This window comes from Dietzia sp. E1 (assembly GCF_014145015.1).
In the GTDB taxonomy this organism is placed as follows: domain Bacteria; phylum Actinomycetota; class Actinomycetes; order Mycobacteriales; family Mycobacteriaceae; genus Dietzia; species Dietzia cinnamea_A.
The window spans coordinates 1-18,430 of record NZ_JAALDU010000560.1 but is presented as its reverse complement, the minus strand read 5'-3'; the positions used below and the strand labels follow the sequence as shown (position 1 = coordinate 18,430).

Annotated in this window: 21 protein-coding genes; 10 read left to right on the top strand and 11 right to left on the bottom strand. The window is 71.1% G+C overall.

Annotated elements, in window-relative coordinates:
• Together G6030_RS15690 and G6030_RS15685 are read right to left on the bottom strand one after the other, a co-directional pair.
• Positions 1-668, bottom strand: a 668-nt coding sequence (locus tag G6030_RS15690; RefSeq protein WP_241724407.1) for a DUF222 domain-containing protein, incomplete at its 3' end; no start/stop codon positions are given.
• Positions 669-1,109: 441 nt separating this feature from the next.
• Positions 1,110-2,267 carry an acyl-CoA dehydrogenase family protein gene (locus tag G6030_RS15685; protein WP_182643741.1) on the bottom strand — a complete coding sequence of 386 codons (1,158 nt, stop codon included), beginning with the start codon at positions 2,265-2,267 and terminating at the stop codon, positions 1,110-1,112.
• Between the two features lie 106 nt (positions 2,268-2,373).
• Between G6030_RS15685 and G6030_RS15680 the strand changes: the two genes are divergently transcribed.
• The gene (locus G6030_RS15680) at positions 2,374-3,147 is read left to right on the top strand and encodes a PIG-L family deacetylase (protein ID WP_241724406.1); all 774 of its coding nucleotides are present in this window, start codon (positions 2,374-2,376) and stop codon (positions 3,145-3,147) included.
• Between the two features lie 10 nt (positions 3,148-3,157).
• Here the strand turns inward: G6030_RS15680 and G6030_RS15675 are convergent, their stop codons facing one another.
• The 4 genes from G6030_RS15675 to G6030_RS15660 form a co-directional block, all read right to left on the bottom strand.
• Positions 3,158-3,907 (bottom strand): APA family fibronectin-binding glycoprotein, encoded by a 750-nt coding sequence (locus G6030_RS15675; protein ID WP_182643740.1) that lies wholly within the window; start codon positions 3,905-3,907, stop codon positions 3,158-3,160.
• Positions 3,904-4,641: an alpha-ketoglutarate-dependent dioxygenase AlkB gene (locus G6030_RS15670; RefSeq protein WP_241724405.1), complete on the bottom strand. Its 738-nt coding sequence runs from the start codon at positions 4,639-4,641 to the stop codon at positions 3,904-3,906. The genes G6030_RS15675 and G6030_RS15670 overlap by 4 nt, the downstream gene beginning before the upstream one ends.
• Positions 4,641-6,065 carry an MFS transporter gene (locus tag G6030_RS15665; RefSeq protein WP_182643745.1) on the bottom strand — a complete coding sequence of 475 codons (1,425 nt, stop codon included), beginning with the start codon at positions 6,063-6,065 and terminating at the stop codon, positions 4,641-4,643. Before G6030_RS15665 ends, G6030_RS15670 begins: the two co-directional genes overlap by 1 nt.
• 157 nt (positions 6,066-6,222) lie before the next feature.
• Positions 6,223-7,086 carry an inositol monophosphatase family protein gene (locus tag G6030_RS15660; RefSeq protein WP_007631188.1) on the bottom strand — a complete coding sequence of 288 codons (864 nt, stop codon included), beginning with the start codon at positions 7,084-7,086 and terminating at the stop codon, positions 6,223-6,225.
• A gap of 136 nt (positions 7,087-7,222) precedes the next feature.
• Here G6030_RS15660 and G6030_RS15655 point away from each other — a divergent pair, with 136 nt between their 5' ends.
• Genes G6030_RS15655 through G6030_RS15635 form a run of 5 tightly spaced genes read left to right on the top strand, consistent with a single transcriptional unit; the run spans position 7,223 to position 11,755 of the window.
• Positions 7,223-7,867: an ABC transporter permease gene (locus G6030_RS15655; RefSeq protein WP_007631189.1), complete on the top strand. Its 645-nt coding sequence runs from the start codon at positions 7,223-7,225 to the stop codon at positions 7,865-7,867.
• Positions 7,864-9,072, top strand: coding sequence for an ATP-binding cassette domain-containing protein (locus tag G6030_RS15650; RefSeq protein WP_347238682.1), 1,209 nt, complete (start codon positions 7,864-7,866; stop codon positions 9,070-9,072). The genes G6030_RS15655 and G6030_RS15650 overlap by 4 nt, the downstream gene beginning before the upstream one ends.
• Positions 9,069-9,821 carry an ABC transporter permease subunit gene (locus tag G6030_RS15645; protein WP_182643739.1) on the top strand — a complete coding sequence of 251 codons (753 nt, stop codon included), beginning with the start codon at positions 9,069-9,071 and terminating at the stop codon, positions 9,819-9,821. The genes G6030_RS15650 and G6030_RS15645 overlap by 4 nt, the downstream gene beginning before the upstream one ends.
• Positions 9,818-10,810, top strand: a complete 993-nt coding sequence (locus tag G6030_RS15640; RefSeq protein ID WP_182643738.1) for a glycine betaine ABC transporter substrate-binding protein — start codon at positions 9,818-9,820, stop codon at positions 10,808-10,810. The genes G6030_RS15645 and G6030_RS15640 overlap by 4 nt, the downstream gene beginning before the upstream one ends.
• Positions 10,811-10,870: 60 nt before the next feature.
• On the top strand, positions 10,871-11,755 hold the full coding sequence (locus G6030_RS15635; protein WP_347238681.1) for an alpha/beta hydrolase: 885 nt from the start codon (positions 10,871-10,873) through the stop codon (positions 11,753-11,755).
• An 11-nt stretch (positions 11,756-11,766) separates the two neighbouring features.
• Here the strand turns inward: G6030_RS15635 and G6030_RS15630 are convergent, their stop codons facing one another.
• From G6030_RS15630 to G6030_RS15620, 3 genes are read right to left on the bottom strand one after another with little or no spacing between them, the layout of a single operon-like run.
• Positions 11,767-12,090, bottom strand: a complete 324-nt coding sequence (locus tag G6030_RS15630; protein ID WP_182643737.1) for a hypothetical protein — start codon at positions 12,088-12,090, stop codon at positions 11,767-11,769.
• A 9-nt stretch (positions 12,091-12,099) separates the two neighbouring features.
• Positions 12,100-12,519, bottom strand: coding sequence for an MmcQ/YjbR family DNA-binding protein (locus G6030_RS15625; RefSeq protein ID WP_182643736.1), 420 nt, complete (start codon positions 12,517-12,519; stop codon positions 12,100-12,102).
• Positions 12,520-12,562: 43 nt separating this feature from the next.
• Positions 12,563-12,985 carry a hypothetical protein gene (locus G6030_RS15620; protein WP_182643735.1) on the bottom strand — a complete coding sequence of 141 codons (423 nt, stop codon included), beginning with the start codon at positions 12,983-12,985 and terminating at the stop codon, positions 12,563-12,565.
• A gap of 159 nt (positions 12,986-13,144) precedes the next feature.
• On the opposite strand from G6030_RS15620, the gene G6030_RS15615 reads away from it, so the two are divergent.
• Positions 13,145-14,155, top strand: coding sequence for a carbon-nitrogen hydrolase family protein (locus G6030_RS15615; RefSeq protein WP_187701897.1), 1,011 nt, complete (start codon positions 13,145-13,147; stop codon positions 14,153-14,155).
• 15 nt (positions 14,156-14,170) lie between these two features.
• Here G6030_RS15615 and G6030_RS15610 read toward each other — a convergent pair whose 3' ends face one another.
• On the bottom strand, positions 14,171-15,061 hold the full coding sequence (locus tag G6030_RS15610; RefSeq protein ID WP_182643734.1) for a cation diffusion facilitator family transporter: 891 nt from the start codon (positions 15,059-15,061) through the stop codon (positions 14,171-14,173).
• Between the two features lie 68 nt (positions 15,062-15,129).
• On the opposite strand from G6030_RS15610, the gene G6030_RS15605 reads away from it, so the two are divergent.
• The 3 genes from G6030_RS15605 to G6030_RS15595 all read left to right on the top strand — a co-directional run bounded on the left by G6030_RS15605 (position 15,130) and on the right by G6030_RS15595 (position 17,651).
• Positions 15,130-15,564 carry an NfeD family protein gene (locus tag G6030_RS15605; protein WP_182643733.1) on the top strand — a complete coding sequence of 145 codons (435 nt, stop codon included), beginning with the start codon at positions 15,130-15,132 and terminating at the stop codon, positions 15,562-15,564.
• A 52-nt stretch (positions 15,565-15,616) separates the two neighbouring features.
• The gene (locus G6030_RS15600; RefSeq protein ID WP_182643732.1) at positions 15,617-16,924 is read left to right on the top strand and encodes an SPFH domain-containing protein; all 1,308 of its coding nucleotides are present in this window, start codon (positions 15,617-15,619) and stop codon (positions 16,922-16,924) included.
• 70 nt (positions 16,925-16,994) lie between these two features.
• Positions 16,995-17,651, top strand: coding sequence for a TetR/AcrR family transcriptional regulator (locus tag G6030_RS15595; RefSeq protein ID WP_007631211.1), 657 nt, complete (start codon positions 16,995-16,997; stop codon positions 17,649-17,651).
• Positions 17,652-17,685: 34 nt separating this feature from the next.
• On the opposite strand, the gene G6030_RS15590 is transcribed toward G6030_RS15595, so the two are convergent.
• Positions 17,686-18,430, bottom strand: a 745-nt coding sequence (locus G6030_RS15590; RefSeq protein WP_182643731.1) for a TIGR01777 family oxidoreductase, incomplete at its 5' end; no start/stop codon positions are given.

Below are 18,430 nucleotides of genomic sequence, written 5' to 3'. Positions count from 1 at the left end.
GAGACGCTGGACATGCCGTCGACGCCTTTGCCGATGCGCACGCCGCGGGTGCGGCTGGCGTCTTCTTTGCGCAGCCGGATGGCGTCGGGGTCGTGGCGACCGATGACAGCGTCGACCTCATCGCGCAGGGCCTTGTCGCCGAGACGGATCCCGGCGGCCACACCGTTCAGGTAGTCCTCGACGACCTGGCGTTGAACCTGCTCGAGGACATCACCGCGGACGGTGGCCATCTGCCGGGCCAGCAGTTCGGCGACGCGCTGCTCCATCAGACCGGCGGCCATGGCTTCCAGGATCGCCGGGTACCGGGTGTGCAACTCCCAGGAGAAGGACAGCATCTTCTCGGCGCGCCTGGCGGAGATGGACATCGCCGCCACCACATAGCCGGCCGCGGCGACGAGCCCGTCGACGACGGAGTGGCCGGGGCGGGCCTCGTGGCTGCCGTCGATACCGTGCCCGTACTCGCGCCAGCATTCCTGCAACAGGGCGTAGCAGGCGCCCAGACGCTGCGCGGCCGCGCGGTTCTCGGTCGCCCAGCCGTCCCGCGCCGCCGCCGTCAACCCCGTCAACGCCGCCGGGCCGCCACCGGGAGAGTCAGCAGGGCCCGACGAGCCGGCAGGGCCGGACGGGCCAGTGGGACCACCGGCCGCGCGCTCGGGATCGCCGTCCATGCCCCGCCCCCCCGTGATCGCCCGCGCGGCCATGCCGCGCAATACCTCGAATATGTGTTCTATTCTACGTCCACGTGTTCGACTCCACAAGGGCTTTCCACAAGTCGACCGGCGAGTTTAGAAACGACGCACGACACCAGACGGCCCGCGCCCGCAGCGCGGCTCGAGCCACCATCGCGTCTCACGCAAGGACCGTAGCGACATCCGGCCCCCGGCAGCGAACTCCCAGTAAACGCACAATCGCGCGCACCCTGAGGTGCGCGCGATCGTTCAACTGGAACGGGGGGCGCCGGTAAATGACCGCGGCCGCGGCACCTCGCCAACCTCGTCCCCGACACCGCGCCAACCTCGCGCAGCGCCCGCGCTACGCAGCCCCCGGCGTCCCAGCGCAGCGCCGCGCAGCCCCCGCCCCACCAACCCGGCCGTGCCGCGCAGGCGGACCTACAGCGCCCGGCCGATGACCTCCTTCATGATCTCGTTCGTGCCGCCGTAGATCCGCATGACGCGGGCAGCCGCGAACTTCTGGGTGATGGGGTACTCCATCATGTAGCCGTAGCCGCCGAACAGCTGGAGGCAGCGGTCCACGACGTCGTCGAGCATGTCGGTGGCCTGCATCTTGGCCATGGAGGCGGTCACGGCGTCGAGCTCACCGGCGATCTCGAGCTGGATGCAGTAGTCGACGAACGTGCGGGTGGCCATGACCTGGGTCTTGCAGTGCGCCAGCTCGAAGCGGGTGTTCTGGAAGTCCAGCACCGGCTGGCCGAACGCCTGCCGCTCCTTGGTGTACGCGATGGTCTCCACGACGGCGGCCTCGGCCATGGCGAGCGCGTCCACGGCGATGGCCAGGCGCTCGCGCGGGAGCTGGTTCATGAGCTGGTAGAAGCCCTGCCCCTCCTCGCCACCGAGCAGGTTGGCGGCGGGCACGCGCATATCGTTGAAGAACAGCTCGGCGGTGTCGGCGCCGTGGCGGCCCATCTTCTCCAGCACGCGACCGCGCTCGAACCCGGGCGTGGAGGCCTCGACCGCGAACAGGGCCATGCCCTTGTGGCCTGCGTCGGGGTCCGTCTTGGCTGCGACCACCACGAAGTCGGCGGAGCCGCCGTTGGAGATGAAGGTCTTGGAGCCGTTGATGACGTAGGAGTCGCCGTCACGCTTGGCGGTGGTGCGCACGCCTTTGAGGTCGGAGCCGGCGCCGGGCTCCGTCATGGCGATCGCGGAGATCCACTCGCCCGAGCACATCTTGGGCAGCCACGCCTTCTTCTGTTCCTCGGTGGCGTAGTTGGCCACGTAGTGCGGGGTGATGGTGGAGCCCACGCCCATGCCGAAGGCGGTGTCGCCGGAGTAGACCAGCTCCTCGGTGACGAGGTACTCCATCCCGGGGTCACCGCCCTGGCCGCCGTACTCCTCGGGGACGTCCAGGCAGATGAGGCCGGCCTCGCCGGTGCGCAGCCAGGTCTCGCGGTCGACGTGCTTCTGCGCGGCCCACTTCTCCTGGTTGGGGGTCATCTCCTTGGCGAAGAAGGCTCGGGCGTGCTCGCGCAGCAGCCGGTGGTCGTCGGTTTCCCAGGCGGGGCGGTAGTCGGGGAAGAGTGCGGACACGGGGGCCTCCGTAGGGGTGACGACGACGACGAGGTGCGCCACCAGATTACGGGGCACGTTCCCGCGACGGCGGACATGCGCGCACCCGGCGGGTCATACTCGTGCCATGAGCGAATCCCCCGATCAGCCGGAGAAGACGGACTCGAACGAGGCGACGGGCGCGGGCGGGCCGTCGGCGCTCCCGGAGCCGTTCCCCACCGACTGGACCCGCTGCCTGGTCCTCGTCGCCCATCCTGATGATCCGGAGTACGGGATGTCCGCCGCCGTGGCGAGGTGGACGGCCGAGGGACGCAGCGTCGTCTACGTGTTGGCGTCGAGCGGTGAGGCCGGTATCGAGGGCATGTCGCCGGCGCTCGCGGGGCCGGTCCGCGAGGACGAGCAGCGTCGGTCCTCGGCCGTGGTCGGGGTCGACGAGGTGGAGTTCCTCGGCTTCCCGGACAGCCGGATCGTCAACAACGCGGCGCTGCGTGACGCGATCGCGGACGCGATCCGCCGGCACCGGCCGGACATAGTGGTGTCGCTGTACTCGGGCCCCGAGTTCGGCCCCGGCATGCCCAACCAGAGCGACCACATGGAGTTCGGCGCGGCCGTGGGCGCGGCGTACGACGACCTCGTGGCCGCGGTCGGCGTGGACGCCGCGGAGGGGCGACCGCAGATGTGGTTCGAGTCCGCACCCGGGCCCACGCACTACGTGGAGGTCACGGGCTTCGTCGAGCCGGCTGTGGAGGCGCTGGCGCAGCACTCCGAGTACCTCTCGGTCCTCGACCCGGCCACGCCCGTGCGGGAGCAGGCCCGTCAACAGGTCGAGGCGGTGTGCGCGCCGATCGAGGGCGTCGCCGGCGGGAACCCGGTGGTGGGCTTCCGCCGGATGCGGCCCTGACGGGCGGGGGTCAGGCCGGCGCGCCGACCGGCTCCTCCCCCGGCTCCCCGCCGGGGCCGAGTGGTGCGTAGTAGCCCTCATCGACGGGCCGCAGGCGCTCGACGATCTCGTCCGCCCACTCCGCGGTCGGCGAGGTCACGACTCCCTCGCCGGGGCGGCCGATGTAGGTGAGCCAGTAGCGCTGCGCGCCCTCCCCGACGACCGCCGCGTACACGAGCGCGCCCTCCGGGCCGATGATGTCCTGCCGGACCGCCGGGAGAACGCGGAACGACACGGACCAGCCGTCGCCGACTCGGGTGGAGAGGTGTTCGATCCGCTCCTCGACCGGCCGGCCCGGGACGGGGAGCAGAACCGGCCCCATCCCGTTGGCCAGCGCGAACGCCGCCAGCCGGTTGTCCGGTTCGCGCGGGTCGAACAGGTCCTCGGTGAGCGCGCCCGCCAGCACGACGCCGTCCCCGCCCTGCTCCGTGCCCTGCTCCGGGCTCATCGCGGTGGTGCCGAAGATCAGCTCTCCCGACTCCGCCCGCCATCCCTCGGGGACGCGGACGACCAGTCCGGCGAGGGGGTCGATGTGATCAGAGCCGGCCGCCACCTGGATCTTCGGCGACAGGGTGCGCTCCGCCGGGGCGTACGTCGCGGACGAGACGAGCACCGTGGCGACCGCGGCGACCGCCGCCAGGACGGCGACGAGCGCCACCACGAGGACTGTCCGGGCACGGCCGGTCGACGGGTTCTGCGAGGCGCCGCGGTCTGAGGTCATCCGCCCAGCCTAGGGTGTCGGCGCTTGCAGCCGGTCGGGTCATGCAGCCGGCCGGGCCATACAGCCGGTCGGGTCATCCGCAGCGTGATGTTGACCCGCCCCGGCTCAGCGCCCAGCACCTCGCGGCACCACGACGGCGCCGTGGAGTCGAAGACCTTGGGCACCCCGTGGAACGCCATCCGCGACGGCCCGCCGAACACGACCAGATCGCCCGACTCCAGGCGCACGTCCGTGTACGGCCGACCGCGGTGCTCGGGCGTGCCGAAGCGGAACGTGCACGCGTCGCCCAGGCTGAACGACACGACGGGTGCGAGGCTCGCCTCGTCGCGATCCTGGTGCAGGCCCATCGTCGCACCACGCCCGTAGAGGTTCACCAGGGCGGCGTCCGGGGTGTAGTGATCGCCGCCGTCGAGGACCGCGGAGCGCGGATCGACCGCCGCAGCCGAGGTCAGCGCGGTTCGCGCAGCCCGCACGAGCCAATCCGGGATGGGCGGGGTGTCCTCGTCGTCGTCGTATCTATACGGCGACCAGTGGCGCCCCAGGCTGAACGTCCGCACCGACATCCGCCCGCCGCCGGGCAGGACGATCGAGCGGGGCGCCGCCACGGCCGCCCAGTCCGCGCACGCCCGGAGGAGGTACTCCTGCTGCTCGCGGCTCATCCAGTCCGGCACGTGCACCGCGCCCGGGCCCAGGCTCGACGGGGCGCGGTCGACGCCGAACAGCGGCTCGGTCATCACGTGGTCGCGTTCTCCTCCCCCGGTTTCTGCGCGGTGATCGGCGCGGCGATGTCCTCGAGGGACTTCCCTTCCGCGTCGACGCCGAGGACGATCTCGGCGATGCCGCCGATCGCCATGATGCCCGCCGCGAGGAGGAAGCCCAGGCCGACCAGCCCGCGGTCGCCGCTCTCGATGAAGTTACCGAAGAGCAGCGGGCCGATCATGCCGCCGACGCCCGTGCCGATCGCGTAGAAGAAGGCGATCGCCAGCGCGCGGGTCTCCATCGGGAAGATCTCGCTGACGGTGAGGTAGGCGGCCGACGCGCCCGCCGTGGCGATGAAGAACGTCAGCGACAGCAGCACGACGAAGCCCCACAGGCCACCCGTCTCATTGATGAAGACGAAATACAGCGGAACCGTCACCAGCGCCGACCCGAGGTACGTGCCGGCGATCATCTTCTTACGTCCGACCTTGTCGAACAGCGGGCCCAGGGTGAGCGCGCCGAGGAAGTTGACGATCGCGAACAGGGCCAGCAGCAGCGGTGCCGAGCCCGCGTCGATGCCGTAGTAGTTCTGGTAGAGCGTGCCGAGGTTGAAGGTGATGCCGTTGTAGAGGAACGCCTGACCGATGAACAACGCGAGGCACAGGATCGCCCGCTTGGGATACTTCCCGAAGGCGGTCCTCGCGATCTCGCTGAAGGGGATCGAGGCCCTCTGGTGGATGGTGATCCGCTCGTCGCGGCCGACCTTCTCCAGCGGCTCGTCCTTCTCCCGCCGGATCTGCTTCTCGATCCTCTCGACGATCTCCTCGGCCTCGTCCTCCCGGCCGTGGATGAACATCCACCTCGGACTCTCCGGGACGTGCCGGCGGACGAAGATGATCACCACGCCCAGCAGCGCGCCCACGCCGAGCGCGAACCGCCAGCCCAGGTTCTCGGCGAACATCGCCGTGTTGAGGAAGAACAGCGAGTAGAACGAGCCGAACGTCGCGCCCAGCCAGTAGGTGCCGTTGATGAGGATGTCCACGCGACCGCGGTAGTGGGCGGGGATCAGCTCGTCGACCGCGGAGTTGATCGCCGCGTACTCACCGCCGATGCCGGCGCCCGTGAAGAATCTGCAGATGAAGAACATCCACGGCTCCACAGAGAAGGCCGTGGCGAACGTGGCGACGCAGTACACCACCAGGGTGAGCATGAACAGCTTCTTGCGGCCCCACTTGTCGGTGAGCCGGCCGAAGAACAGCGCACCCAGACAGGCGCCGAGGATGTAGATCGACGCCGCGAGACCGATCTGGCCCTCCGTGATCGGCAGGCCACTGCCGGGCTCCACCAGGCGCGCGGCGAGTGAGCCGATGAGGGTGACCTCGAGGCCGTCGAGGATCCACACGGTTCCGAGGCCCACGATGATCTTCCAGTGGATGCCCGCCCACGGCAGGCGGTCCATCCGGGCGGGTACGGCCGTCTTGATGGTGCCGAGCCGCCGCTTACGCGTGCGTGTGCCTGACCCTGACCCGGTGTCGGGGGACGCATCACCCCGGGGATGTCGCTCCATGGAACGGTTGTAGCCAACTGTGACCCGGGTCGCATCCGATCCCGGCGCGCTACGGCCGCAGTACCGCCCAGGCCTGTTCGGCCAGTTCCGGGGTCGCCGCCGCCACCACGGTCCCGCCCTCGAGCGGCTGCCGGCCGTCCGGGCCGGTGATCACGCCGCCCGCGGCCTCGATGATCGGGATCAGCGCCACGATGTCGTAGGACTTCAGGTCGGCCTCCACGACCAGATCGACGCGCCCCGCGGCGAGCATGCAGTAGGCGTAGCAGTCCCCGCCGAAGCGCTGGAGGCGGACGCGGCGGCCCAGGTCGTCGTAGCGGCTGCGCACCTCGCCGTCGTCACCGAACATCGACGGATGCGTGGTGTACATGATCGCCTCGGACAGCTCGGTGCAGCCCGATACGCGCAGGTCGATGGCTTCCGGCCCGTTGGTGCGGCGCCGCACGGTGGCGCGCCCGTGGACGGCGGAGAACGTCTCGCCCAACACCGGCTGGTCCATCCAGCCCGCGACGGCGCGACCGTCCTCCACCACGCCGACCAGGGTCCCCCACCCCGTCATCCCGGTGAGGAATGCCTTGGTCCCGTCGATCGGATCCAGGTACCACGTGCGGGCGGCGTCGGCCGGACCGGTGACGCCGTTCTCCTCCCCCACCACCCGGTCGCCCGGGGACATCGACGAGATCCCCGCGCGCAGGAGCTCCTCGATCGCACGGTCGGCCTCGGTGACGGGGTCGTATCGGTGCCCGTTGCCGCCGACGGCCGCACCGTTCGAGGCCACGGCGCCCTTGTCCGTGGCGGCGAGCGCAGCGAGGTCACCGTAGAAGTGCCGGCGGGCGATGCGACCGCTCGCGGCGAGGAGCTCGTCGAGGTGCTCCGTCAGGTCGGGATCCAGGGGACGGGTGGGCCGTGGCGTCATGTCTACATGGTGCACGACCGCGCCGCGCTCCCACAGCCGATCCCGCGCGGGATGTCCCGACTCCGCCCTCTACAGGTGCGGACGGGGCTAACGTGGTCGCACCCGTACCGCGCCGACCCGACGGAGCCGAGATGCGATGACCGCCCTGATGGACTTCCTCTCCACGCGCCGCCTCCAGCTGGCCACGGACTCGTGGCAGCACGTCAGCGCCACGGTGCAGGCGGTGCTGCTGGCGACGCTGCTGTCGGTGGCGATCGGCGTGGCCGTCTACCGCAGCCGGTCCGGATCGGCGGTCGCGACCGGCCTGGCCGCCACGGCGCTCACGGTGCCGTCGTTCGCGCTGCTCGGCCTGCTCATCCCCGTGCTGGGGCTGGGCGTGCTGCCCACCATGACCGCGCTGGTCATCTACGCCGTGCTGCCGATCCTGCGCAACACGATCGTCGGCCTGGACGCCGTGCCCGCCGCGACCGTCGACGCCGCGCGCGGGGTGGGGATGAGCCGGATCGGGGTGCTCGCCCGCGTCGAACTGCCGCTGGCCTGGCCGTCGATCCTCGCCGGGATCCGCATCTCCACGCAGATGTCGATGGGCATCCTCGCGATCGCCGCGTACGTCAAGGGCCCCGGGCTGGGCAACCTCATCTTCGCCGCGCTGTCCCGGGTCGGCACGCCCACCGCGCTACCGATGGCGCTGACCGCGACCGTGCTCATCGTCGTCCTCGCGCTCGTCCTCGACGCGCTCCTCGTCCTGCTCGGACGCCTCACCATCAGGGGGAACCAGTGACCAGTACCGGATCGACCAGTACCGAGTCCGTGTCGGGGTCCGTGTCGGGCGTCCCGATCGTCCTGGACGACGTCACCAAGATCTACCCCGGCCAGGAGCGACCGGCGGTGGACCACGTCTCCCTCGAGCTGCCCGCCGGCCGGACCACGGTGTTCGTCGGACCCTCGGGCTGCGGCAAGACCACCACGATGCGGATGATCAACCGCCTCATCGAGCCGTCCTCGGGCACCATCACGATCGACGGTCAGGACAACCGCGGCCTCGACGCCGACACCCTGCGCCGCTCCATCGGCTACGCCATCCAGGCCTCCGGGTTGTTCCCGCACATGACCGTCGCGCAGAACGTCGCCACCGTTCCGCGCCTGCTCAAGTGGCGCAAGCCGCGGATCCGGGCGCGGGTCGACGAGATGCTCGAGCTGGTGGGGCTGGACCCGTCGGACTATCGCGACCGCTACCCCGCGCAGCTGTCGGGGGGTCAGCAGCAGCGCGTCGGCGTGGCGCGGGCGCTCGCCGCCGATCCGCCGGTGCTGCTCATGGACGAGCCGTTCGGCGCGGTCGACCCCATCACGCGGGCCTCGCTGCAGGACGAGTTGCTGCGGCTGCAGGACGACCTGCGCAAGACCATCGTGTTCGTCACCCACGACTTCAACGAGGCGGTCCGGCTCGGCGACAGGATCGCGGTGCTCGGCCCCGGGTCGTCGGTGCTGCAGTTCGACACCCCGGAAGCCATCCTCACCAATCCGGCGGACGACACGGTGAGCGGGTTCATCGGTGACGACGCCGCGCTCAAGACCCTCACCCTCCGGCGCGTGGGTGACGTGGACCTGGGAGAGGCGACGACGGCGAGGGCCTCGGACGACCCGGCCGAGTTCGCCACCCGGTTGCGCGGGTCCGGCGACGAGTGGGCGGTCGTGCTGGACGACGCGGGCCGACCCCTGCGGTGGGTGCGCGGCGACACGGTGGCCGGGATGCCCGATCTGCGGTCGGGCGGGCTGCCGGTGGTCGGGTCGGTGACGGTGGACTCGTCGCTGCAGGAGGCGCTCGACGGGCTGCTGTCCACGGCGAGCGCCACCACGGTGGTCGTGGACCGCGACGGCGTGTACCGCGGCACCATCGGCATCGACGACCTGGTGGCCGAGCTGCGGCGCATCAACCACCGGCACACCGACGCGGACCCGGTCCCCGGCCAGGACGGTCCGGCGTGAGCGCCCCCGCCGCCGTGGCCCGCGGCGGGTCGGCGCGGCTGTGGGTGCAGCCGCTGGTCATCGTGGCCGCGGCGGTCGGGGTGCTGTGGTGGGCGTTCTCCCGCGAGCTCGACGAGACGCAGCGGGCGTCGCTCAACGCGGCGTCCCTCACCCAGCGGACGCTCGAGCACGTGCAGATCACCGTGACGGTGGTGGCGATCGTCGTGGCCGTCGGCGTCCCCCTGGGGATCCTGCTCACCCGCCGGCGGACGCGGTTCCTCGCGCCTGTGACGGTGGGGTTCGCCAACATCGGGCAGGCGGCGCCGGCGATCGGGCTGATCGTGCTGCTGTTCCTGGCGACCAACCGGACGGGCTTCTGGATCGGGGTGCTGCCGGTGGCGGTCTACTCGCTGCTGCCGGTGCTGCGGAACACGATCGTGGGGATCCGCAACGTCGACCCGGCGCTCATCGACGCCGCGCGCGGTCAGGGGATGACGAGCGCGCGCGTCCTGCGGTCGGTCGAGCTGCCGCTGGCGGTGCCGTTCATCCTCGCCGGGTTGCGCACCACGCTCGTGTTGGCGGTGGGCACGGCCACGCTGAGTTTCCTGGTGGACGCCGGCGGGCTGGGCATCTTCATCGACACCGGGTACCGCCTGCAGGACTACACGACGCTGGCCGTGGGCTCGGTCCTCGCGGTGTGTCTGGCACTGTTCGTCGACTGGCTCGGCGGGGTCGGCGAGCTCCTGTTCAACCCGAAGGGGCTGCGATGACCAGCACGAAAACCTCGTCCGTCAGACGCCTCGCCGCCGCCCTGCTCACCACCGTGCTGCTCGCGACCGGCTGCGGCCTCAACAACGGCGGGTCCGTGCCCCTGAGCGTGGGACCGGGGCCCGGGGGCACGGTCCCCGAGCTCGAGGGCGTGCGCATCACGGTGGGCGGAAAGGACTTCACCGAGGGCGTCATCGCCAGCTATCTCGTGGAGTTTCTCCTCGCGGCGGCCGGCATGGAGGTGTCTGACATGTCGTCGCTGGCCGGGTCCAACAGCTTCCGGCAGGCGCTGGTGACCGGGCAGGTGGACATCGGCATGGAGTACACGGGCACCGCGTGGATGAGCTACCTGGGCAATTCCGAGCCGATCCGCGATCCGCAGGGGCAGTGGGAGGCGGTGCGCGACGCCGACCTGGCCGAGCACGACCTGCGCTGGCTGCCGCCCACGACCGTGGACAACACGTACTCGTTCGCCATGAACCGGGCGACCGCCGATGAGACCGGGGTGCGGACGTTCTCCGACTACGCCGAGCTCGTCCGCACCGACCCCCAATCGGCCGTCACGTGCATGGAGACCGAGTTCTCGGTGCGCCGCGACGGCTGGCCGGGGCTCGCCGAGGCCTACGGGTTCGACGCGGCCACCGTGCCCACGCCGATCATGCAACCCGGGATCATCTACCAGGCCACCTCGGTCGGCCGGGAGTGCCGCTTCGGCGAGGTCTACACCACCGACGGCCGGATCAAGGGCCTCGACCTGGTGGTCCTGGAGGACGACCAGCGCTTCTTCCCCGTCTACAACCTCGCGACCGTCGTCCGCGGCGAGGTGCTGGACGCGTACCCGCAGATCGAGGACGTCCTCGCGCCGCTGGTGGACCTGCTCACCAACGAGGTGATGGTGGAGATGAACATGCGGGTCGACGTGGACGGCGAGGATCCGGCGCTGGTCGCCCGCGACTTCCTCGAGCAGGAGGGACTGGTGTCCGTGGACTGACGCGGATGCACCCGGCCGCCGGGTGCCCCACAATCAGGACACGACCCCAGGAGGTTGCGCGTGACCAGGAGGCCTATCGGATCGCTGCCGCGGGTGGCCGCGCGCGTGCCGCGGATGGTGCCGGACCTGTCGCTGCTGCCGGCGGGGCGGATCGTCTCGCTCGCCGACGGGGTCACCACCCGCGTCCACGACACGGGCGAGGAGCACCTCACGCCGGTGATCCTCCTGCACGGCATGGCGGCCACGGGGATGCTCAACTGGTACCAGACGTTCGAGCGGCTCCGCGGCGAGCACCGGCTCATCACCTTCGATCAGCGCTGGCACGGCCACGGCTTCCACGGCGAGTTCACGTTCGAGACCCTCGCCGACGACGTGCTCCGGGTCGCCGACCACCTCGAGCTGCCCGCGCCCGTGCTGGGTGGGTACTCGATGGGCGGGATCGTGTCCCAGCTGGCCGCGCGCCGCGACCCGTCGCGCCTCGGCGGGCTGGTGCTGGCCGCGACAGGCACCGGGGCTCGGCGCAACGCTCTCGAGAGGATGTCGCTCGGTGGCCTGACGCGGTCCGCGCCGTTGCTCAACGCCGTGCCGGAGGAGGTCGGCGAGGCCGTGGATGAGGAGGTCGACGACGAGGTGCTCCGACCGCACGCGTGGGCGCTGCGCGAGTTGTCCTCGGTGTCGTTCGCGACGCACCGCAACGTCATCGCGCAGGTCGCGGGTTTCAACTCGACGTCGTGGCTGCACGAGCTCACGCTGCCGGTGGCCGTCGTCAAGACCACGCGGGACCTGGCGTTCCCGCAGTGGGTGCAGGACGAGATGGCCGACCTGCTGCCCCACAGCGCGGTGTTCCCGGTCCATGCGGGGCACGCCGCGTGCGCGACGCACCCGGGGGAGTTCGCCCGCCGGATGCGCACGGCGATCGGCTGGGTCGTGTCGAACCTGCGCTGATCGCACCGGCCCTACAGCGCCGAGTAGCGCACCGCGGTCACCACGAACACGACCAGTGCGATCGCGCCCAGCACCACGCCCCACAGCCCGCGCCGAGGGTCGGTCTCCTCGTTGGTCAGCCACCCGGTCGGCCAGCGCGCGAGCAGCCCGAACGCCACGGCCATGAGCCCGGCGAGGAACGCGATGATGTTGAGCAGCGGCACCCAGGACAGGACCAGCGAGCCGACGCCCAGCACGAGTGCGCGCGTGCCCAGGTCCATCTCGCCGCGCGAGCGCTTGCCGCCGGTCGAGTGCTTGCGCGGCGAGGCGGCGTCGGAGCGGTGGCGCAGCGGCATGCGGCCAGCCTAGTCGCGCGAGCGACCCCGCTCGTCGTCGAGACGAGCGACCCGCCGGGTCCCGGCGGTCTGCCGGTACGAGGATTCGACGAGCTCGGCGATCTCGTCCCAGTCGGGTTCCCCACCGCCTCCGTCCAGCGGCAGCGCCAGCCACCCGGCCGGGCCGTAGTACGCCGGGACGTGGAAGCGCGCGTCCTGTTCCAACGCCGCGCGTTCCTCCGGATCCGGCAGGAAGAGGAGGGCCCGGGCCAGGAGGGGGTCCGCGTGGTCGCCCTTGACCGAGCCGCCGAACACCGCGAACACCTTGGTCGTGTACCAGTTGGGCCGGCCGTGAGAGACCTTCTCGGCGGCGTCCGGCAACGCGAGGCACACCTGCCGCAGGCGCGCCAGCAACGGGTCCGCGGCGTCGAACATGATCGGGTGGCCCACACCGCCGAGGATACGACCGCGGGCCCCCGAACTGCGCTCAGCCTCAGAACTGTCCCGCGACGAACCCCGCGAGCAGCACCGCGAACCCGCCGATCTCGCCGACGATCAGCGCCACCATGCCGAGGTGCAAGGCGACCGAGGGTCGCTCGAACTGGTTGGTCGTGTCCTTCAGCGCGCCGTGGAGGACATAGCTGCCGATCGCCACCAGGAAGAAGAACACCAGCACGCCCGCGGCCGTGAGGTTGACCCAGGTCGGCCACCCGCTCAGTTCGACGAACACGGCGATGAGCAGGGTCGCGAACGAGTACAGCAACGACGCCCGGTGCGCGATGTCCACGTACGGGTGCGCGACGTGACCGGGCCTCGTGGCCATCTGGCGGTACTTCCACACGCCGAGGCACAGCGCCAGCAGGAAGATGAGGCCCGCCGCGAGGAGGGTGAGCAGGGTGTCGATGCCGAGTTCCATGGGTCCTTCCGAAGAGCACTTGACAAAGCGCCGGGATTTGTATGCTGACGACCATAGGGCAGGGCGCTGACCTGCGCGCTCGTTCGCGCTCGATCCGCGTTCACGCTCGATCCATGTCCGTGCTCGATCCATGTCCGTGCTCGATCCGGGGAGGTCCGATTGTCGGGACAGGTGGTCCGCGCCGCGGCCGTGCAGCTGGAGGGCGTGCCGGGTCGCGTCGACCTCACGCTCGGCCGGCTGGAGACGATGATCGTCGAGGCCGCCGAGCGGGGCGCGCGCCTGATCGCGGTGCCCGAGTTCTGCACGTCGCCGCTGCCGATGCGGGCGGAGGTGCACGACGCCGTCCTGCCGCGCGAGAACGTGGCGGTGGACGTGTTCCGCCGCCTCGCCGCGCGATACCGCCTCACCGTCGGTGGGTCGATGGTGGTGGCCGACGACGACGAGGTCTACAACCGCTATCACCTAGTCGAACCCGACGGGTCCGTGCACACGCACGACAAGGACCTGCCGACGATGTGGGAGAACTGCTTCTACACCGGCGGCGGCTTCTACCGCGACGGCAGCGACGACGGCGCGTTCGAGACCGCGCTCGGCGGCGTGGGGGTGGCGAGCTGCTGGGAGCTCATCCGCACCGGGACCGTGCGCAGGCTCCGGGGGCGTGTCGACGTCGCCGTCACCGGCACGCACTGGTGGACGGTCCCGCGGAACTGGGGCGGGTTCACCGACCGCGTGCTGGGCCCGCTCGCGCAGTACAACCGCTACCTCTCGGAGAACGCGCCCGCGGAGTTCGCCCGCCGTCTCGGCGCACCTGTCCTGCAGGCCTCGCACTGCGGGTCGTTCCGCACAGATTTCCTCCTCGCTCCGGGGACGACCGTGTCCGTGCCGTACGAGACGGAGTATGTCGGCGCCACGCAGATCGTCGACGCCTCCGGCACGGTGCTCGCCTCCCGGCGGGCCGACGAGGGCCCCGGCATCGTCTACGCGGACGTCACCCTCGGGACCCGCGAGCCCGTCCTGCCGCTCGAGGAGCGGTTCTGGATCCCCGAGTTACCGCTGCTCCTGCGCGGCTACTGGCACCAGCAGAACGTGGTGGGCCGGAGCTACTACCGGCGGCGCGGCCGCGCGGCGGGCCTGCAGGCGGCAGGACTGCACCGAGCGGCGCGCGGGTAGGCCACGCGACGCGCTCTAGAGGTGCACGTCGTTATAGGCCCGCTCGTCCTCGATCGGCTCGAGGTGGGTGGTGATGTGCGAGTTGGGCAGGGCGGCGTGGATCTCCTGCTCCACGGTCTCCACCAGGTCGTGCCCGCGCTCGACGCTCCACTCGCCCGGGACGAGGGCGTGGAACTCGACGAAACGCCACTTGCCCGACTCGCGGGTCCGCAGCTCGTGGAAGTCGACGCGGCCGGGCTCCCGGTGCCGCTCGAGCACCTCCTCGATCATCCTGTTGTCCTCGTCGGGCAGGGTCGCGTCCATCAGGCCCATGCCCGACTCGTGCACCAGTCGGTAGCCGATGAACAGGATGTTCAGGCCCACGCCGATCGCCACGATCGGATCGAGGACCTGCCAGCCGGTCGCCCACGCCAGCGCGAGGCCCACCACGACGCCGACGGAGGTGATGACGTCCGTGAGCAGGTGCTTGCCGTCCGCCCTCAGGGTCGGCGACCGGTGGCGGGTGCCCGCCCGCACCAACACGAGACCGACGATCCCGTTGAGGACCGCGGCGACCACCGAGATCGCCAGGCCGACCCCGAGGGCCTCCAGCGGCGCCGGGTTGATCAACCGCTCCACGCTCACGACCAGGATGAACGCCGCGGCCACGAAGATCATCGCGCCCTCGACACCCGCGGAGAAGTACTCCGCCTTGGAGTGCCCGTACTGGTGGTCGTCGTCGGCCGGTCGCTCCGAGACGCTGATCGCCCCGAGCGCGATCACCGCCGCCACCAGGTTGACCACGGACTCCGCGGCGTCGGACAGCAGGCCGACCGAGCCGGTGACCCACCACGCCCCGACCTTGAGCGCGATGGTGACGATCGCGGTGGCCACCGAGAGCCAGGCGAACTTCTTCAGAGTCGACACGTCCCCAGAGCGTAGTCGCGTGCCGGGAGTCCACCTGTCGACCGCCCGTTGTCGGTAGTGTCGGTGTCATGCACGTGGGATTCGCCTGGCTCGGGGCAGCGGTTCTTCTCGCCGCCGGAGAGGCGGCGGGCGGAGAGCTGTTCATGCTCATGCTCGCCGGAGGCGCCCTCGGCGGTTCGGCCGCCGCCTTCCTCGGCGCGCCGGTGTGGGGCCAGGCACTGGCGTTCGCTCTCGTCTCGCTCATCCTCGTCGTCGGCGTCCGCCCGCTCGTCCGTCGGCGTCTGCTCAACGCGCTGCCCGAGCACGACACCAACACCGCGGCGCTCACCGGACGCGGCGGCACGGTGGTCGAGGCGATCGGGCCGTCCGGCGGCCTGGTCGAGATCGCCGGGGACACCTGGACCGCCCGACCGCTCATCGAGGGCGAAACGTTCGAGGCCGGCGACAAGGTCCTGGTGCACCAGATCGAGGGGGCCACGGCGATCGTCGTGCGCGGCCTATGAGTACGCGGCCTCCCAGCAGCAGCCGATACGCACGACTCAACCGGAGGTACCCATGGGTGGCTTGATCTTCCTCGCCGTCATCGTCGTCCTGATCGTCTCGGTGGTGGTGAGCTCGGTCAAGCTCATCCCCCAGGCCGAGGCCGCGGTCATCGAACGACTCGGCCGTTACCAGCGCACCGTGAGCGGTCAGCTCACGCTCATCATCCCGTTCATCGACCGCGTGCGCGCCAAGGTCGACCTGCGTGAGCGGGTCGTGACGTTCCCGCCCCAGTCGATGATCACCGAGGACAACCTCACGCTGAGCATCGACACCGTCGTCTACTTCCAGGTCACCGACCCCAAGTCGGCGGTGTACGAGATCAACAACTACATCGTCGCCGTCGAGCAGCTCGCCACCACCACCCTGCGCAACGTCGTGGGTGGCCTGACCCTGGAGCAGACGCTCACCAGTCGCGACATGATCAACAAGCAGCTCCGCGGCGTGCTGGACTCGGAGACCGGCCGCTGGGGCCTGCGCGTCGCCCGGGTCGAGCTGCGCTCGATCGATCCGCCGCCCTCCATCCAGGACTCGATGGAGAAGCAGATGCGCGCGGACCGCGAGAAGCGCGCCACCATCCTCACCGCCGAGGGGCAGCGCGAGGCCGCCATCACCACCGCGCAAGGCGCCAAGCAGGCCGCGATCCTCGACGCCGAGGGCAACAAGCAGGCGGCGATCCTCGCTGCCGAGGCGGACCGGCAGTCGCGCATGCTGCGCGCGCAGGGTGAGCGGGCCGCCCGCTACCTCGTGGCCGAGGGCCAGGCCGCCGCGATCGCGCGGGTCAACGCCGCCGTCAAGGCCTCCAAGCCGACGCCGGAGATGCTGGCCTACCAGTACGTGCAGAACCTGCCCGAGATGGCCAAGGGCGACGCGGCCACCATGTGGATGATCCCGTCGCAGTTCGGCGACTCCCTGGAGACGTTCGCCAAGGCCGTCGCCAAGAAGGACGACGACGGGGTCTTCCGCTACGAGCCGTCGGACGTCGACACCGACGCGGATCTGCCCTCGGCACCCGACGAGTGGTTCGACACCCGGACCGATCCGGAGATCGCCCGCTCCGTGGCCGCCGCGGAGGCCGCCGCCAAGGGCGCCACCTCCGTGATGGACGAGGAGCCGCGGCGGGACAAGCCCAAGCCCGGCGTGTTCGACATGGTCCCGGAGTCCGAGGGCGGCGCCGCCCCCGACGCCCCGTCGGGCCGGGAGACCCAGGCGATCGACGGCCCGCGGGGCGCCGCGCCCGGTCAGCCCGGCTTCGACCAGCGGTGGGGCCAGGGACAGCAGGGCGGCTATCCCGTCGACGGCGGCGATCAGCCTCCGCGATAGCACAACCCCGGCGGGCCCCCGACACCCCGTTACGGGCAGCCGCCGCGGCCTCTCGTCCTAACATGAGGGCGTGACTCGTGACAGTGGCCGCGGTGGTGTCCGGACGCCGGAGGCGGAACCGGACGCCGAGGACGTCCGTCTGATCGAGACGGCGTCCGCGGTGTTCGCCGAACGCGGGATCAAAGGGACCAGCACCGACGACATCGCGCGGGCCGCCGGCGTCACGCGGGTGACGCTCTACCGTCGGCTGGGGCCCCGCGACGACATCCTGCGGGCGATCTACGCGCACGAGGCGCAGCGACTCATGATGACCGTCAACGCGCGGTACACGCCGTTCGAATCGCTGGAGTGGGACCCGGTCCGGCACGTCGAGGACCTGCTCGTGGGCACCGTCTTCGACATCCGCCAGAACGAGTTGCTGCGACGGATGATCGAGAGCGACAAGGTCGAGGCCATGGCGATGCTCGCCGGACAGTCGGATTCGGTGCTCGACACGATCATCGAGATGCTCGCGCAGTTCGTGCGCAGCACGTGGAACGCCGACGTCCACACCCGCCACATGGAGCCCGACGAGGCCGAGCAGCTCTCGCTCGAGGTCGCCTCCGTGGTGGGTCGCTTCCTGCACTCGCTCGTGGTGATGCCGGACGGCCCGCCCGTCGTGGACTCCGAGGAGCAGATCCGGGCGCTGGCGCGCCGGGTGCTCGTGCCCATGATCCTGCAGCGCTGACCCCACGCCCCCGGCCGGAGGCGTCGCGAGGACGCTACAGCGCGGTCGGCACCTCCTCCGCGCCGAGTTCGTGCTCGAACGCCGCGCGCAGGGTGCGGTGTCGGAAGTGGTGCCCGGCGTCGGTGAGCGTCCGCGGCAGGATCCGCTGATCGGCCAGGGCCAGTTCGTCCGCCCCGCGTGAGCCGAGCAGGACGGCGGGCGCCCATCCCGGGACGGGCACGAGGGTGGGGCGGCGCAGGACCGAGCCCAGCACGCGGGTGAACTCGGCGTTCGTCACCGGCTCGGGGGCCGTGCCGTTGACCGCCCCCGACACCGTGGGGTCGACGATCGCGCGCAGGTAGATGTCGGTGAGGTCGTCCAGGGAGATCCATGACATCCACTGCCGGCCGGAGCCGATACGGCCGCCGAGCCCCGCGCGTGTCAGGGCCTCCAGCGGCGGCAGCATCCCGCCGGCCCCGGACAGGGCGATGCCGGTGCGGACGGAGACGACCCGGGCACCGGCCTCGCGGGCGGGGTCGCAGTCGCGCTCCCAGTCCACCACGATGTCGGCGACCGGCCCGGTGCCCGGCGCGGAATGCTCGGTCAGCTGCTCGTCACCGCGGTCGGGGCCGTAGTAGCCGATGGCCGAGGCACAGACCATGGCGGTGGCCCCGCCGCGGGCGGCGACGAGCTCGGCGAGCCGACGCGTGGGGCCGACCCGGCTGTCGCGGACCCGTGCGACGTGACGATCGGTGAACCGGCCCGCGATGGGTGCGCCCGCCAAGTGGACCAGCACGTCC